Annotated in this window: 11 protein-coding genes; 7 read left to right on the top strand and 4 right to left on the bottom strand. The window is 59.9% G+C overall.

Annotation, left to right across the window (positions count from 1 at the left end; translation table 11 throughout):
• Positions 1–124 precede the first annotated feature (124 nt).
• The 4 genes from glgX (at position 125) to PMI18_RS13845 (ending at position 5,968) form a co-directional block, all read left to right on the top strand.
• Positions 125–2,284, top strand: coding sequence for a glycogen debranching protein GlgX (gene glgX / locus PMI18_RS13830; protein WP_007901334.1), 2,160 nt, complete (start codon positions 125–127; stop codon positions 2,282–2,284).
• A gap of 389 nt (positions 2,285–2,673) precedes the next feature.
• Positions 2,674–3,432 (top strand): PIG-L deacetylase family protein, encoded by a 759-nt coding sequence (locus tag PMI18_RS13835; protein ID WP_007901329.1) that lies wholly within the window; start codon positions 2,674–2,676, stop codon positions 3,430–3,432.
• Between the two features lie 240 nt (positions 3,433–3,672).
• Positions 3,673–4,473, top strand: coding sequence for an endonuclease/exonuclease/phosphatase family protein (locus tag PMI18_RS13840; protein ID WP_007901327.1), 801 nt, complete (start codon positions 3,673–3,675; stop codon positions 4,471–4,473).
• A 427-nt stretch (positions 4,474–4,900) separates the two neighbouring features.
• Positions 4,901–5,968, top strand: a complete 1,068-nt coding sequence (locus tag PMI18_RS13845) for an autotransporter domain-containing protein (RefSeq protein WP_007901326.1) — start codon at positions 4,901–4,903, stop codon at positions 5,966–5,968.
• A 113-nt stretch (positions 5,969–6,081) separates the two neighbouring features.
• Here PMI18_RS13845 and glgB read toward each other — a convergent pair whose 3' ends face one another.
• From glgB to PMI18_RS13860, 3 genes are all read right to left on the bottom strand, one after another.
• A complete protein-coding gene (glgB, locus tag PMI18_RS13850; protein ID WP_007901325.1) occupies positions 6,082–8,313 on the bottom strand; it encodes a 1,4-alpha-glucan branching protein GlgB in 2,232 nt (743 codons plus the stop codon).
• Positions 8,314–8,315: 2 nt separating this feature from the next.
• Positions 8,316–11,657, bottom strand: a complete 3,342-nt coding sequence (gene treS / locus PMI18_RS13855; RefSeq protein ID WP_007901324.1) for a maltose alpha-D-glucosyltransferase — start codon at positions 11,655–11,657, stop codon at positions 8,316–8,318.
• 204 nt (positions 11,658–11,861) lie between these two features.
• The gene (locus PMI18_RS13860) at positions 11,862–13,859 is read right to left on the bottom strand and encodes an alpha-1,4-glucan--maltose-1-phosphate maltosyltransferase (protein WP_007901323.1); all 1,998 of its coding nucleotides are present in this window, start codon (positions 13,857–13,859) and stop codon (positions 11,862–11,864) included.
• Between the two features lie 216 nt (positions 13,860–14,075).
• On the opposite strand from PMI18_RS13860, the gene PMI18_RS13865 reads away from it, so the two are divergent.
• Positions 14,076–14,261 (top strand): hypothetical protein, encoded by a 186-nt coding sequence (locus tag PMI18_RS13865; protein WP_007901322.1) that lies wholly within the window; start codon positions 14,076–14,078, stop codon positions 14,259–14,261.
• Here PMI18_RS13865 and PMI18_RS13870 read toward each other — a convergent pair whose 3' ends face one another.
• Complete coding sequence (locus tag PMI18_RS13870; RefSeq protein WP_007901320.1) at positions 14,262–14,768, bottom strand: MgtC/SapB family protein; 507 nt, start codon at positions 14,766–14,768, stop codon at positions 14,262–14,264. It abuts the gene before it with no gap.
• 135 nt (positions 14,769–14,903) lie between these two features.
• Between PMI18_RS13870 and PMI18_RS13875 the strand changes: the two genes are divergently transcribed.
• Positions 14,904–15,137 carry a DUF3203 family protein gene (locus tag PMI18_RS13875; RefSeq protein ID WP_007901318.1) on the top strand — a complete coding sequence of 78 codons (234 nt, stop codon included), beginning with the start codon at positions 14,904–14,906 and terminating at the stop codon, positions 15,135–15,137.
• Between the two features lie 195 nt (positions 15,138–15,332).
• Positions 15,333–16,763 carry a cytochrome c oxidase accessory protein CcoG gene (gene ccoG, locus PMI18_RS13880; RefSeq protein ID WP_007901316.1) on the top strand — a complete coding sequence of 477 codons (1,431 nt, stop codon included), beginning with the start codon at positions 15,333–15,335 and terminating at the stop codon, positions 16,761–16,763.
• Positions 16,764–16,795: the final 32 nt, after the last annotated feature.

Raw genomic sequence — 16,795 nt, 5'->3', positions numbered from 1 at the left:
CCCCGCTTGATTTCGCGGCGTGCCCCTCGCCATCGAGGGCGCGCTCGCCCGCGCAAAACCGCAGCTCGCAAACCACGGCCCGATTCATTGCGGTCCAGTGCAGCCCCCCAATGCAGGAGCATTTATGACCAGTCCAAAGAAAACCGCGCCCGAGCCTCATGCCGAGGCCTCGCGGATACGTGAAGGCTTGCCCTTCCCGCTAGGTGCAACCTGGGATGGTCTGGGGGTCAATTTCGCGCTGTTTTCGGCTAACGCAACCAAGGTCGAACTGTGCATCTTCGACGACGCTGGCGAGGTGGAGATCGAACGTATCGAGTTGCCGGAATACACCGACGAGATCTACCACGGCTACTTGCCCGACGCCCATCCGGGGTTGATCTACGGTTATCGCGTGTATGGGCCGTACGACCCGGCCAACGGTCATCGCTTCAACCCCAACAAGCTGCTGATCGACCCCTACGCCAAACAACTGGTCGGCCAATTGAAATGGTCCGAAGCGCTGTTCGGTTTCACCATCGGCCATCCTGACGCCGACCTCAGTTTTGATGAACGGGACAGCGCACCCTTCGTGCCCAAATGCAAAGTGATCGACCCGGCCCACACCTGGGGCCACGACCATCGGGTCAGCGTGCCGTGGGACAAGACGATCATTTATGAGACTCACGTACGCGGTTTCAGCATGCGTCACCCCTCCGTCCCCGAGAACCTGCGCGGCACCTTCGCCGGGTTGATGGTCGATGACGTGCTGGAACACATCCGCAAGCTCGGCGTGTCGACCGTGGAATTGCTGCCGATTCATGCCTTCGTCAATGACCAGCATCTGCTGCACAAAGGCATGACCAATTACTGGGGGTACAACAGCATTGCGTTCTTTGCCCCGGACCCGCGCTACCTGGCCAGCGGCAAGATCGCCGAGTTCAAGGAGATGGTCGCGCACCTGCACGAGGCCAATCTGGAAGTCATCCTCGATGTGGTCTACAACCACACCGCCGAGGGCAACGAACAAGGCCCGACCCTGTCGATGCGCGGCATCGACAACGCCTCCTACTATCGGCTGATGCCCGACGACAAGCGCTACTACATCAACGATTCCGGGACCGGCAATACCCTGGACCTGAGTCACCCGTGCGTGCTGCAAATGGTCACCGACTCGTTGCGTTACTGGGCCACGGAAATGCACGTCGACGGTTTCCGTTTTGACCTGGCGACCATCCTCGGCCGCTACCACGACGGTTTCGACGAGCGCCACAGCTTTCTCGTGGCCTGCCGTCAGGATCCGGTGTTGCGCCAGGTGAAGCTGATTTCCGAATCCTGGGACTGTGGCCCCGGCGGTTATCAGGTGGGGAAATTCCCGCCGGGTTGGGTCGAATGGAACGACAGATTCCGCGACACCGTGCGCGCGTTCTGGAAAGGCGACGACGGCCAGCTTGCCGACTTCGCCAACCGCATGACCGCCTCCGGTGAGATGTTCAACCAGCGCGGACGTCGGCCGTATGCCTCGCTGAACTTCATCACCGCCCATGACGGCTTCACTCTCAACGACCTGGTGTCGTACAACGACAAGCACAACGAAGCCAACGACGAGAACAATCAGGACGGCAGCAACAACAACCTGTCCTGGAACCACGGTGTCGAAGGCCCTACCGACGATCCCGAGATCAATGAGCTGCGCCAGCGGCAAATGCGTAACTTCTTCGCCACGTTGCTGCTGTCCCAGGGCACACCGATGCTGGTGGCCGGCGATGAGTTCGCCCGCACCCAGGAAGGTAATAACAACGCTTATTGCCAGGACAGCGAGATCGGTTGGGTCAATTGGGACCTGAGCGATGACGGCAAGGCCCTGCTCAAGTTCGTCAAACGCTTGATCAAATTGCGCCTGGCCTATCCGATTCTGCGTCGCGGGCGCTTCCTGGTGGGCAATTACAACGAAGACATCGGCGTCAAAGATGTGACATGGCTGGCCCCGGACGGCAGCGAAATGTCTACCGAACAATGGGAGGAAAGCCACGGTCGTTGCCTGGGCATGCTGCTCGATGGCCGCGCCCAGGAAACCGGCATTCGCCGCAAGGGCGCCGACGCGACCCTGCTGCTGGTGGTCAACGCCCACCATGACATCGTCAACTTCCTGCTGCCGGAAGTGCCTGACGGCGGTTTCTGGACCTGCATGATCGACACCAATCAACCGTCGATTCGTGGCCAGGAACGCTTCGAGTTCGGTCACCAATATTCGGTCACCGGCCGTTCGCTGCTGCTGTTCGAGTTGCAGCGCGAAGAAGAAGAGTGAACATCCTGTAGGAGCTGTAGGAGCTGTAGGAGCTGTAGGAGCTGTAGGAGCTGTAGGAGCTGTAGGAACTGTAGGAGCGAGGCTTGCCCGCGAAGACGGAGTGTCAGTCGACATCATCGCTACCTGACACACCGCCTTCGCGGGCAAGCCTCGCTCCTACAGCAATTGTGATTATTTGCGAAACCTGACACAGCCTGGGTTAAAAAAATCGTATCAGACCAAAGACTGGGGCGACGAATAGCGTTCCATGAGCAATACTCTGCCCGCGGCAATCCAGGGTTCGGAGCGCTGCAATTGCTATTTACCCCGCCTTCACGGGTCTGCCAGGCTTGCTCCCCTGCAAGTAATGCGCATGACTGAGGGCCAGACAGAACAAGGACGTAGCGCCTATGAAAACAGTTTCCATCAGCGAAAGTGGTCTGCCCGCGCAGGTCTGGAACAGCGCCCGGCAACTGGACAACATCCCTGTCATCAATACCGAAACCCTGGTCCCGGCCGGCGCTCGCGCAGTGGTGATCGCGCCGCATCCTGGCGATGAAGTGGTGACCTGCGGCGGCCTCCTGCAACAGCTATGCGCCCTTGGCCATCCTCTGCAATTGATCTCGATCACCGACGGTAGCTACAGTCATTTTGGATCGCGACAGTGGTCACAGAAACGCCTGAGCGTAATTCGCCCCCAGGAAAGCGTTGAAGCGTTGCGCCGGCTCGGATTGCCGATGCACAGCCTGAAGTGGATTCGCGCCGGCTTCACCGACAGCGGGCTGGCCGAGCGGGAGTCTGAACTGACCCAATTCATCGTCCGCTACCTGCGCCCTGGCGATGTGGTGTTCACCACCTGGCGCGAAGACGGCAACCTTGACCACGACGCCGTCGGCCGTGCCAGCGCCAGGGCCGCGGCACTGGTCGGTGCGACGCTCAACGAAATACCGGTCTGGGCCTGGCACTGGCCGACACGTGACCATGGGCTGATCCCCTGGCATCGCGCGCGCAAGGTACGCCTCGACACCTGGACCGTCGCACGTAAAAGCCACGCCACCTACGCCTACGCCAGCCAACTCGACGGCGAGCCGATGATCGGCGCCTCCCCGTCGGTGCCCCGGGTACTGCTGGAGCGCATGCGTTTGCCGTATGAAATTGTGTTTGTCTAAGTCATTTGAGGAATGTTTTGGCGAGAGCGCCTTTGTGGCGAGGGAGCTTGCTCCCGCTGGGGCGCGAAGCGGCCCCAAAAGCTTTGCGACTGCTTCGCAGCCGAACGGGAGCAAGCTCCCTCGCCACAAAAGCCTCGCCGCAGTCGCCCGCTCCCACATTGGATTGGCGTCGCTCAAACTGAACTGCTCGCCCATGCATCAGTCGCATACATACATCAGCCTTGATTCAGAGGAGTGAACGTGACCAGCGATGCCGAACGCCAAGCCGTCGAATCAATGCCATCGAACACGCCTGCGGCGGTTCATCGACTCAGAGTGCTGACAGTCAACACCCATAAAGGCTTCACCGCCCTCAACCGGCGCTTCATCCTCCCGGAACTGCGTGAAGCGGTACGCAGTACCTCGGCGGACCTGGTGTTTCTGCAGGAAGTGGTCGGTGAGCACGACCGGCATTCTTCCCGCTACAACGATTGGCCACTGACCTCGCAATACGAGTTCCTGGCCGACAGCATGTGGAGCGATTTCGCTTACGGCCGCAACGCGGTCTACCCCGACGGCCACCACGGTAATGCCCTGCTGTCGAAGTACCCGATCCGTGAGTTTCGCAACCTCGACGTCTCGATCACCGGTCCTGAGCGGCGCGGGTTGTTGCACTGTGTGCTGGATGTGCCGGGCCATGCCGAAGTGCATGCCATTTGTGTGCACCTGAGCCTGTTGGAAAGCCATCGACAACTCCAGCTTCAGTTGCTCTGCCTGTTGCTCGAGTCGCTGCCCGATGAGGCCCCGGTGATTATTGCCGGCGACTTCAACGACTGGCAGTTGCAAGGCAACGCCGCCCTCGCCCGGCGCGACTACCTGCATGAAGCCTTCGAACGCCATCATGGCCGGCCGGCGAAAACTTACCCGGCGCGCTTTCCCCTGCTGCGCCTGGACCGGATCTACTTGCGTAATGCCAGCAGTCATGAACCGCGAATACTCGGCCACAAACCCTGGACGCACCTGTCGGACCATTTGCCGCTGGCGGTGGAGGTGCGCCTGTAGCAGCGTCAAGCAGCAGTCGCCAAGGACTGCCAACCCTGACAGAAAAAATGACAGCAATAGCGCGCCGATGCCGTTTGTTTATCCTGCACCGGATCATCCGTCAAACAACCGATAGCCCCTATTCAACACGTCTGACCCGTGCCTTTCGAGATGATTTTTCGCACAAACAACAACTTATATACGCGCCAAAAATCAGTCACTTACAACTACTAAAATAGCCATACCGCTTATCGGCCACTTTCTTGACGCAGTGCCAGCAGTCTTCTTAGCTAGTGCTTACTACCCCCGGAAATCCATCAGGGGCAAGCCTCCAGACTCCTGTAAAAACGGGCGGGTCTGACCTTGCCTCAATCCATTCGGTCGCCCCTCATTCGGGGTAGGAGAGACGCCACAGCGAGATACGCATGCGATTGCAAGGTAGACCCCCATGAAAACTTCATTCACCTCACAAGAGATCAAAATCACTTTTTGCACGGTTACAGGTTCACTCCTGCTGTGCTCATCCATGGAGGTGCGGGCCTCGTCTGCCGAGGACGAAACACCCCTCTGGTACAACCAGGCACTGCCAACCTTTACCTTGCCCGCCGGTTCCGCCACGTATTCCGGCCGCTTACGCGTCAATCCAGACTTGCAAAGCTCACGCCTGACGGTTGAAGACGCCGCGCCTTCGGCCTGGGACCACGTCTATGGAAAGACCTCACGGCAGGGCCAAACCGATTATCTGGCCCAGGGTTCTTCTATCTCCGGTTCCAGTGAATTCAAAGGCCCGGCGCTGCTGACCGTACAAAGCAACGGCGGCCATACCCAACGGGTCGGACTGATCGGCGGCACCACCCAATTCCAGGGCAATGACCACGGCCTGCTGACCAGTCGCGCGCTTGCCGATCCCGGCCATGACACGCTCAACCTCCAAGGCCAAAGTCTCGGCGCCTACTGGAGCCTGACCGGCCCGCAAGGCTGGCACGTAGACTTGACGGCCAGCGGTGGCCGGGTCAACGGCTACAGTCGCAATGACCAGGGCGCCCGACAAGCCACCGAAGGCAGCGCGGTGACGCTGTCGGTGGAAGGTGGTTTCCCGATTGGCCTGGGTAATAACTGGGTGATCGAACCCCAGGCGCAGTTGATCAATCAACGCATTACGCTGGATACGCCCTATGCCGGCTCCGGCAACGGCTCCTCCAGCGACATGTCGTCCTGGAGCGGTCGGGTCGGTGCACGCTTGAAAGGCAGTTACGATATCAATGGCCTGCCGGTCGAACCCTATGTGCGCACCAACGTGTGGCACACGGTATACACCGGTAATACCGTGAGCCTGGATCAGGTCGACAAAATCAGCAGCAGTCGCAAATCCTCGACGGTGGATGTGGGTCTGGGTTTGGTAGCCAGAGTGACGCCCTTGGTCAGCCTGTATATCAGCGCCGATTACAGCAGCGACGTGGATGACAATGATTTGAACGGGTTGATTGGCAGCCTTGGGGTGCGGATGCGGTGGTGAGTGGAAGTTTCAAGATGTGTGTTGTCTGGTGCGACGCCTTCGCGGGCAAGCCTCGCTCCTACGGTACCAGGTGATCTGTAGGAGCGAGGCTTGCCCGCGAAGGCGGTTTTGGATCAACCCTCCGGCCGCAAAATCAACACTCCCAACGGCGGCAAATTCAACTCCAGTGAGAGGGCCTGGCCATGGCTCGGTTCTTCGTCGGTGAACACCCCGCCGCCATTGCCGTAATTGGACCCGGCGTAAGTGTCGGCGTCGCTGTTGATCAACTCGACCCAACGCCCGGCAAACGGTACGCCGACACGATAGGACTGACGCGGTACCGGGGTAAAGTTGGCCACCACCAACACCGGCCTGCCCTCCTTGCTCCAGCGCAACCAGGCGTAGACGCTGTTGACCGCATCGTCGCCGATCAACCACTGGAAGCCTTGCGGCGCATCATCCTGATCGTGCAGCGCCGGCTCTTCGCGATACAACCGATTCAGGTCACCGACCAGTTTTCGCACCCCCTGGTGTTCCGGGTATTGCAGTAGATACCAGTCCAGTTGCTGATCGTGATTCCACTCGCGCCACTGGCCGAACTCGCAGCCCATGAACAACAGTTTCTTGCCAGGATGCGTCCACATGAAACTCAAGTAAGCCCGCAGGTTGGCAAACTTCTGCCAGCGATCGCCGGGCATCTTGTCGATCAGCGAATGCTTGCCATGCACCACTTCATCGTGAGAAATCGGCAGGATGAAGCGCTCGGACCAGGCATACACCAGGCCGAAACTCAGCTCGTTGTGATGATGGGCGCGGTATACCGGATCCTGCTGAATGTAATGCAGCGAGTCGTGCATCCAGCCCATGTTCCACTTATAGGCAAAACCCAGCCCACCCTGTTGCGTGCTCTGGCTGACACCCGGCCACGCCGTGGACTCTTCGGCAATCACCAACGCGCCCGGCGTTTCCAGGGCCACCACATCGTTGAGATGGCGGACGAAATCAATGGCCTCCAGATTCTCCCGACCGCCGTGACGGTTGGGCACCCATTCGCCGGCCTTGCGCGAGTAATCGCGATACAGCATCGACGCCACTGCGTCCACGCGCAGGCCATCGACGTGGAAATGCTTGAGCCAGTGCAGCGCCGACGCCAGCATATAGCCGTGCACCTCGGTGCGGCCCAGGTTGTAGATCAGTGTGTCCCAGTCTTGGTGAAAACCTTCCTGCGGGTTGCCGTACTCATACAACGCGGTGCCATCGAACTGTGCCAGGCCGTGGGTATCGGTGGGAAAATGCGCCGGCACCCAATCGAGGATCACACCGATCTCGGCCTGGTGACAGGCATTGACGAACGCAGCGAACTCATCCGGCGTGCCGTAACGGGCGCTCGGGGCAAATTGCGACAGCAGTTGATACCCCCAGGAGCCACCGAACGGATGCTCCATGATCGGCATCAGTTCAATGTGGGTGAAACCCAGCTCCTTCACATAAGGAATCAGCCGCTCGGCCAACTCGGGCCAGGTGTACTGACGGGCGACCTCGCCCAGATCATCCAGCTCGCATTGCCAGGAACCGGCGTGCAATTCGTAGATCGACAACGGTGCGCTGGTTCGCTGACGTTCGCCCCGCGACTGCATCCAGGCGTGGTCCTGCCAGTCGATTTTCAGCGGCGAGGCGACTTTCGATGCAGTGTCGGGCGGCAGTGCAGTGGCGAGGGCCATCGGGTCGGCCTTGAGCGGCAGAATGCCATGGGCGCCGAGAATTTCGTATTTGTAGGCCTCCCCCGCTTGCAGGCGCGGAATGAACAACTCCCAGACACCGGTGGGATGGCGCAGACGCATCGGATGACGACGACCGTCCCAGACGTTGAAATCGCCAACCACCGAAACCCTTTTGGCATTCGGCGCCCACACGGCGAAGCGCACACCCTCCACGCCATCGACCGTCTTCAGCTGCGCGCCGAGGCAACTGCTCAAGTCCCGGTGATTGCCCTCGGCGAACAGGTACAAATCCATCTCGCCGAGTAACGGACCAAAGCTGTAAGGGTCCTCGGCGAGTTGCTCGCCACCCGCCCAACGGGTTCGCAACAAATAGGGCCGAGCGCGCTCGAAGTGCCCGACGAACAGCCCCGGGGTTTGGGTGGTCTCAAGGCTGCCGAGCTCTTCCCCGGATTCCTTGTCCACCACTTGCACGCTCAAGGCATCCGGTAGATAGGCGCGAATGAATTGCCCGCCAGCGCCATCGCTGTGCGGGCCGAGAATTGCGAAGGGATCCCGATGCTCAGCGCGTACCAACGCATCGATATCCCGCGCTCTGGGCAGCAGCGCCTGTTCCACGTGCCCCTGTTCCTTGTTCGAGATACTCATGACTACTCTCCACCAAGATCGGAAAAGGGTTTGAGCCCACTCAATAACCCGTACAGACCGTGCAACGGCACGGGCAGCCAGGTGGGGCGATTTTCAGCCTCATAGGCCACTTCATAAGCCGCCTTCTCCAGTCCGAACAACGCCAGCGCGGCGTCCTCGCCTTCAGGATCTTGCCATGCATGAGCAAGACTAGCTGCCGCCAGCCGATAAGCGTCGACAAATGCTTGCCGCGCCTCTTTCAGATAACGATCGGCGACCCGTTGACGCGCCGCTTGGGCGTCGGCAGTGTTATCGACGTTGTGCACGTTAATCGCCATCGCCGCGGCATAATCGAAGGAGCGCAACACGCCGCTGACATCTTTATAAGGGCTGTGCTTGCCTCGGCGCTCATGCAGCGGCCGCGCCGGCTCGCCCTCGAAATCAATCAGGTAGGCATCGCCCTTGATCACCAGCACCTGCCCCAGGTGCAAGTCACCATGGACGCGAATGCGCAGGCCACCAGCCGCTTTCTTACCCAACTCCTGAACATGGTTGAGGATGGCTTTTTTGTTGTCCAGCAAGCGACTGACCAATGCCTGATCCGCGGTGTTCAGTTCAGTTTGATGCTGCTTGAGCAGCTTCAGGGCATGTTCCAGTTGCGCCGTCACGTCCTTGGCTGACGCCAGGGCATCTTTCTGGGTAGTGATTTGTGGCGCGAAGTCCGGGTTGGCGCTCGGGGCTGCCAACACCTGATGCATTTCCCCCAGGCGCTGCCCGAGCATGCCGGCAAAATCCTTCAACTCGCCGAGGGCGTTGTAGTGCTGCTCTTGCTCCGACACGGCATCGGCGAGTTCGTCGCGAAGTGCCCGTTCGAGGTTGTTCTGGGTCCACTCCCACGCATCGCCCTGATTGCTCAAGTAGCCTTGGGCGATCATCAGCAACGTGTCCTCGCCTGCCGCGTTGCGACGAATCACCGCGCCCAGCAGCGGCGAAATATTCTGGAAACCGGCATGGGTCAGGTACGCACTCATTTCCAGTTCCGGGTGCACGCCTGACGCGACCTTGCGGATCAGTTTCAGCACCAGGCTGCTGCCGATCACCACCGAACTGTTGGATTGCTCGGCGGACAGATACCGCACCTCCGACTCGGCGGTCAGGCCAAGCCTGGTCAGTGCGTCGGTCGGCTCGAAACGGATCTCGCCGCCGTCCGACGGCAATACCATGCTGGCCTGCATGCTCTGCAATACGGCATGAACAAAGCTGTCGAGGCTGAAGGCGTCGGTAATCAAACCGACCTGACGCCCGCGCCGGACCCGGGCCAGGGCCAATTGCTGTGGCAACGCCGCGCCAACCTGTTCCTCGGAGATAAAACCGAACGGCAACTGATAGCGGCTGGTCTGACCGCCGCTGGTGACGTCGATTTCCCCCAACAACACTGGATGCTGCGGATCGCCGAAACGCACGCCGTAAGCGAGGTTAACGTTGTCGATGATGCCGTCCTTGCCGGCGTACCAGCGGCGGTTTTGCAACCAGCTCGGCAGAATGCCCTGTTCCAGGGTGTGGCGGGACGGCGCTTCGAGCAGCTCTTCCATGCGTTTCTTCAGCACCAGGGTGGTGAAGTCCGGCAGGCTTTGCGCCGGCTCCACGTGCCAGCTTGGCATTTGGTTTTCCGCCGCCAGCCCGAACCAATAGAAGCCATAAGGCGCCAGCGTCAGCAGGAAATTCAACTGGCCGATGGGCGGGAACGCATTGCCACCCAGCATCTCCACCGGAACCATGCCGACGTAAGCCGACAGATCCAGTTCCGCCGCTTGCGCGCTGCGGGACACGTTGGCCACGCACAAAATAACCTCGTGCTTGCCGTCCGGGCCGGTGAATTCGCGGGTATACGCCAAAATCCGTCGATTGCTCGGTGAGAGCATCTTCAGCGTCCCACGACCGAAGGCCTTGGACTGCTTGCGCACCGCGAGCAGGCGCCGGTTCCAGTTCAACAAAGAGTGAGGGTCACCGGCCTGGGTTTCGACATTGACCGACAGGTAGCCATAGAGCGGGTCCATGATCGGCGGCAACACCAGGCTGGCCGGGTCGGCGCGGGAGAACCCGCCGTTACGGTCGATCGACCATTGCATCGGCGTGCGCACACCGTCGCGGTCACCGAGGTAGATGTTGTCGCCCATGCCGATTTCATCGCCGTAATACAGGGTCGGCGTGCCGGGCATCGACAGCAGCAGGCTGTTAAGCAGCTCCACGCGACGACGATCACGCTCCATCAACGGCGCCAGACGCCGGCGAATCCCCAGGTTGATTCGCGCCCGACGGTCGGCGGCGTAGTAATTCCACAGGTAATCGCGTTCCCGGTCGGTGACCATTTCCAGGGTCAGCTCATCGTGGTTGCGCAGGAAAATCGCCCACTGGCAGTTCGCGGGAATTTCCGGGGTCTGGCGCAGAATGTCGGTAATCGGGAAACGATCTTCCTGAGCCAGCGCCATGTACATGCGCGGCATCAGCGGGAAGTGAAAAGCCATGTGGCATTCGTCGCCGTTCTGGCCGTCGGCAGAGGTGTTGCCAAAGTACAACTGGGTGTCTTCCGGCCACTGATTGGCCTCGGCCAGCAGCATGCGGTCGGGATAGTTGGCGTCGATTTCGGCGCGGATTTGCTTGAGGACGTCGTGGGTCTCGGGCAGGTTTTCGTTGTTGGTGCCGTCGCGCTCGATCAGGTACGGGATCGCGTCCAGCCGCAGACCGTCGATGCCCATGTCGAGCCAATAGCGCATTACCGACAGCACCGCTTTCATGACCTGCGGGTTGTCGAAGTTCAGGTCTGGCTGGTGAGAATAGAAGCGGTGCCAGAAGTACTGGCCGGCCACCGGGTCCCACGTCCAGTTGGACTTTTCGGTGTCGAGAAAAATGATGCGGGTGCCGTCGTATTTCTGATCGTTATCGGACCAGACATAGAAGTCCCTAGCCGCCGAACCGGGCTTGGCCTTGCGCGCGCGCTGGAACCACGCGTGCTGGTCCGAGGTGTGGTTGATGACCAGTTCGGTAATCACCCGCAGCCCGCGTTTATGGGCCTCGGCAATGAAGCGCTTGGCATCGGCCATGGTGCCGTAGTCAGGGTGTACGCCACGGTATTCGGCGATGTCATAGCCATCGTCGCGTCGTGGCGAGGGATAGAACGGCAACAGCCAGATGGTGTTGACGCCCAGATCGGCAATGTAATCGAGTTTGGCGATAAGGCCGGGAAAGTCGCCGATCCCGTCGTTGTTGGAGTCGAAAAAAGACTTAACGTGAACCTGGTAGATCACCGCATCCTTGTACCAGAGCGGGTCCTTGATGAAAGTGGCTGACCTGGGTTTCTTCGCCATTTGTAACTCCTGTTGAATTCAATAAAGCCACTAAGGCGAAACACTCTGCTGCCGAGGGTGGCTCTTTGTGGCGAGGGAGCTTGCTCCCGCTGGGTTGCGCAGCAACCCCATTGCAGTTCATCAGTTGCACCGTATTCACCGGGTTTGCGACTGCTTCGCAGCCGAGCGGGAGCAAGCTCCCTCGCCACAGGACGCGCGGTGTATTCAAAAGGCGGATATCCTCCATATCCCGAACGGCAGATGCCACGGTTCGATCCGCATGAACTGGTACTTGCCGTGCCAGGTCCAGCGGTGGCCGTTCATCAAATCTTCGCCCTGAGTGACGGCATCATCGGGCAGGCCCATTTCCCACAGCGGCAATTCGAAGTTTGCCTCCTGGGCGTGATGCGGATCGAGGCTGACCGCCACCAGAATGAAATTGCTGCCGTCGACGCTGCGTTTGCCGAAGTACAAAATATTGTCGTTCCAGGCGTTGTAGACCTTCAGGCCCAAGTGCGTGTGCAACGCCGGGTTCTGCCGGCGGATGCGGTTGAGCTGGGCGATTTCGGCAATGATGTTGCCCGGCGCATTGAAGTCCCGTGGGCGGATTTCGTACTTCTCGGAGTTGAGGTATTCCTCCCGGCCCGGCACCGGTGCCGCTTCACACAGCTCAAACCCCGAATACATACCCCACAGGCCGGACCCCATGGTCGCCAGCGCAGCACGGATGAGAAAACCGGGGCGTCCGGATTCATGCAGGAACGCCGGGTTGATGTCCGGCGTGTTGACGAAAAAATTCGGCCGGTAGCATTCACGCCACGGCGACTCGTTGAGCTCGGTGAAGTAAGTCGCCAGCTCGGTCTTGGTGTTGCGCCAGGTGAAATAGGTGTAGCTCTGGGAGTAACCGACCTTGCCCAAACGCGCCATCATCGCCGGGGTGGTAAAGGCTTCGGCCAGGAAGATCACCTCGGGATACAGCGCCCGCACATCGGCGATCATCCACTGCCAGAACGGCAACGGTTTGGTGTGAGGGTTGTCGACGCGAAACAGCTTCACGCCCTCCTTGACCCAGCCCACGACGATGTCGCGCAACTCGATCCAAAGGCTGGGAATCGCGTCCACGGCATAGAAATCGACGTTGACGATGTCCTGGTATTTCTTCGGCGGGTTCTCGGCGTATTTGATCGTGCCGTCTGGCCGCCAGTTGAACCAGCCCGGGTGCTGTTTGAGCCACGGGTGGTCCTGGGAGCACTGAATCGCGAAATCGAGGGCGACTTCCAGCCCGTGCTCGGCGGCGGCCGCGACGAGCCGGCGAAAATCTTCGCGAGTACCCAGTTCCGAGTGAATCGCCTCATGCCCGCCCTCTTCACTGCCGATGGCGTACGGGCTGCCTGGATCGTCGGGGCCGGCGATCAACGAATTGTTCGGGCCTTTGCGGTAGCTGCGGCCGATCGGGTGGATCGGCGTGAAATACAGCACGTCGAAGCCCATGTCCTGGATCATCGCCAGCCGCGAATGCACGTCGTTGAAGGTGCCGTGACGGGCCGGATCGTCGGTGATCGAGCGCGGAAACAATTCATACCAACTGGCGAACTGCGCCAGATCTCGCTCCACGTCCACCGGATATTCCGGACTCAGGCTCAGGAAGGGACGATGATCGGCCTGGGCCATCAAGTCCGCGCTGCGTTGGTGCAGAAACAAGGCGACCTGCTCGGTTTCGAGCAGACCGGACAGCTCATGGTGCAACGCCGCCAGTTGTTCACTGAGCGGGCCTTCAGAGCGTTCGGCCGCCTGCTGGACGTGGGTGCGCCCTTCCTGCAATTCCAGGCTGACCGAGACGCCGGCGTCGTGCTTTTTTTTCAGCTCATAACAAAAGCTGGCGAACTGATCGATCCAGGCTTCGAGGCAGAACACATAACGGCCCTGCTTCTGCACACGAAACTGGCCCTGCCAGCCGTTATTGCCCAGCTCGGCCATCACCTCGCTCTGCCAGGTTTCGTCGCCCTCGGCACGCCAGCGGATGCGCACGGCCAGCTTGTCGTGACCGTCGGCAAACACCTTGCTGGTCACCACCACGTCCTGATCAATCACGGCTTTAACGGCGAATTGCCCGCCATCGAGGGTCGGCATGGTGTTTTCGATCACGATCCGCGGTAGCAGTAACGCCTGCGACAGCGGTATATGCGGGTTGTAGCTCAACTCTGTGGGTTTTTCAGCGGTCATCGAGCATCTCTCCTTAACGCCCCAAGGACGCTCTTGTGCCTGGTCGTCGTTCACACGAAGCGGTCTGCCCCGACATGAACTCACTTAAGTTCCGAACAGCAGGCGCCGGTAAAAGTTCAGAGGGATTTGCCAAGTCTTTCGGGGAATCAAATTCCCTGTGTATGGGTCAACCAACTTAAGCACGACTCACGCCATCTGCCACTGGAGACTGTATCGATGAGTATTCCAATCCCGGCCGAGACACCCGATCCGAACATCGATGAGCCGACGGTACCGCCGACACAGCCAACACCGCCGACCGAGCCCGCCCCCGTCCCCGAACAGGAACCGCCGGGCACCAACCCGCCACCGCGCGAAGAGCCACCGACCGTCCAGCCGCCGGAAATCGTCACCCCTGAGTGATCAGTCGTGCGGGGGGCGATCCTTTTCCAGTTGGCGCACCACGACCGGCATCACACCGAGGATCACCAGCGCCAGCAATGTACTGAGCACTGCTGTCGCCTCGCGGCCCATCCCGGCCGAAACGCCAATGGCCGCCGTCATCCACAAACCGGCGGCGGTGGTCAGGCCTTTGACATGACCCTCGTCGCCATCGGTGTTTTTCAGGATAGTCCCGGCGCCGAGAAAGCCGATGCCGGCGATCACGCCCTGCACCACCCGACTCATGGCGTCGGCCTGGGATCCTGACATCTGCGGCACCAGCACAAACAGCGCCGCGCCCAGCGCCACCAGCATATGGGTGCGAATCCCGGCGGCCTTGCCCTTCTGTTCACGCTCAAAACCGAGAATGCCGCCCAGCAAGGCAGCCATCAGCAATCGCACGGTAATGCGCGTCAGTTGCGACGCGTCGCCGATGTCAGCGAACTCTGCTTGCAGCGTCACCCAAACCTCGTGCCACCAAGCGTCCATGGCGCAGTCCTTGTGATGATCAATGGAAGTCACTCGATATAAGGTGGACCGCCCCCACCATTAATCGGTTGCACAGAACGATGAGCGGCAGATGCGTCCTAACGATCTAGAACCTGCAAAAAAAGGGCCCCCCCCATGACCGTGCGTATCGAAAACCAGACCTGCTTCTTCATCACCAGGAACGGCGAAGAAATTCGTCTTTGCCCCGACGTCACCATCATCACCGACGCGGAAAAATCCATGTCGGCGGTGGACCTCGACGGCCAGCGCATCTACATCACCGAAGCAGAAGCCGATGCATTGACCGTAGCAGGCGCAGCGGACGGTCGCCGGCATTTGAAGGCCACGGACAGTGATTCGGTGATTTGACTGACCCGCATCAACACACGCCGCAAACACCTGGCATAGGCGTTTGCGGCCAGCCGTTGCGGGTGCATCAAGTTGTCGCAGGCGGGTGCCAGAAACTCATCTGATCCGCTTTTTATTGCTTTAGCTGAGTCTGTTATGCAAACAGATCGCTGGTCATAGTGCTCAGGCCTGATGGAGGCTGATGAGCGAAAGACCATGAGCGATAGAATCCCCGTCCGAACCGTTGAAAATTCCTCATTTTTAAAAAGCAATGAGCCTTTGCGTCCAAAGATAAAGGCCAAGTCCAGCGACAACCTGATCCACACCCGCAGCTTCACGGGTTTGTTCCGCACCCTGCGCATGAGTGGCGCGGGGGTTCTGTTTCTGCTGTTCTTCGGCACCGTGTGGCTGAACTGGGGTGGCCGCCAGGCAGTGCTCTGGGACCTCTCTGAAAGCAAATTCCACATCTTCGGCGCGACCTTCTGGCCACAGGATTTCATTCTGCTGTCGGCGCTGCTGATCATTGCTGCGTTCGGCCTGTTTGCGATCACAGTGTTCGCAGGCAGAGTCTGGTGCGGTTACACCTGCCCGCAGAGTTCCTGGACCTGGATCTTCATGTGGTGCGAGAAGATCACCGAAGGTGAGCGCAACCAGCGAATCAAGCTGCAAGCCGCGCCCTGGGGCCTGAACAAACTGATCCGCCGCTCGGCCAAACACACCCTGTGGCTGGCGATCAGCTTGCTCACTGGCCTGACCTTTGTCGGCTATTTCACACCGATCCGGCCGCTGGCCGAAGAACTGCTGACCTTGCAAATGGGCGGGGTCAGCCTGTTCTGGGTGCTGTTCTTCACCGGGGCCACTTACATCAATGCCGGTTGGCTGCGCGAAGCGGTGTGCATGCACATGTGCCCGTATGCACGGTTCCAGAGCGTGATGTTCGACAAGGACACCCTGACCATTTCCTACGACGTGGCCCGCGGCGAAAACCGTGGTCCGCGCAAACGTGACGTCAAACCCACCGAGGTCGGACTGGGTGATTGCATCGACTGCCAGTTGTGCGTGCAAGTCTGCCCGACCGGCATCGACATCCGCGACGGTTTGCAGATGGAATGCATCGGTTGCGCCGCGTGCATCGACGCCTGTGACTCGATCATGGACAAAATGGGCTACGCCCGTGGGCTGATCAGCTACACCTCGGAGCATGAACTGCAGGGTGGCAAGACCCACCTTCTGAGGCCGCGACTGATCGGCTACACCGCCGTGTTGCTGGTGATGATCGGCGCTCTCGCCCTGGCGCTGGTGGAGCGGCCGATGGTGTCGCTGGACGTGAGCAAGGACCGTGGCCTGTTCCGCGAGAACAGTGAAGGCCAGATCGAAAACATCTATAGCCTGAAGGTCATCAACAAGACCCAGCAACGTCAGGATTATCGATTGACGCTGGTCGATGGCGACGGTTTCCAGCTGCAAGGCAAGACTGAACTGAGCCTGGCCCCCGGAGAGATCGTCGACGTGCCGGTATCGGTGGCCATGACCACGGATCGCCCGAGCAGCAGCTCGCAGAACATCAGTTTCAAGATTGTCGACAGCGATGAGCCAGACATCAACAGCGTGGCCAAGAGCCGGTTTGTTGCACCGATGAACCGTTGAGCCATTAAGATGCAATCCTTTGTCAGATGCAG

Source organism: Pseudomonas sp. GM102, assembly GCF_000282555.1.
In the GTDB taxonomy this organism is placed as follows: Bacteria; Pseudomonadota; Gammaproteobacteria; order Pseudomonadales; family Pseudomonadaceae; genus Aquipseudomonas.
This window is presented reverse-complemented; position numbering and strand designations above follow the sequence as displayed.

Excerpts from the sequence above, each read along its gene's own strand:
- glgX (WP_007901334.1), top strand. The coding sequence starts at position 125 with ATGACCAGTCCAAAGAAAACCGCGCCCGAGCCTCATGCCGAGGCCTCG.
- PMI18_RS13835 (WP_007901329.1), top strand. The coding sequence starts at position 2,674 with ATGAAAACAGTTTCCATCAGCGAAAGTGGTCTGCCCGCGCAGGTCTGG.
- PMI18_RS13845 (WP_007901326.1), top strand. The coding sequence starts at position 4,901 with ATGAAAACTTCATTCACCTCACAAGAGATCAAAATCACTTTTTGCACG.
- glgB (WP_007901325.1), bottom strand. The coding sequence starts at position 8,313 with ATGAGTATCTCGAACAAGGAACAGGGGCACGTGGAACAGGCGCTGCTG.
- treS (WP_007901324.1), bottom strand. The coding sequence starts at position 11,657 with ATGGCGAAGAAACCCAGGTCAGCCACTTTCATCAAGGACCCGCTCTGG.
- PMI18_RS13860 (WP_007901323.1), bottom strand. The coding sequence starts at position 13,859 with ATGACCGCTGAAAAACCCACAGAGTTGAGCTACAACCCGCATATACCG.
- PMI18_RS13865 (WP_007901322.1), top strand. The coding sequence starts at position 14,076 with ATGAGTATTCCAATCCCGGCCGAGACACCCGATCCGAACATCGATGAG.
- PMI18_RS13870 (WP_007901320.1), bottom strand. The coding sequence starts at position 14,768 with ATGGACGCTTGGTGGCACGAGGTTTGGGTGACGCTGCAAGCAGAGTTC.
- PMI18_RS13875 (WP_007901318.1), top strand. The coding sequence starts at position 14,904 with ATGACCGTGCGTATCGAAAACCAGACCTGCTTCTTCATCACCAGGAAC.
- ccoG (WP_007901316.1), top strand. The coding sequence starts at position 15,333 with ATGAGCGATAGAATCCCCGTCCGAACCGTTGAAAATTCCTCATTTTTA.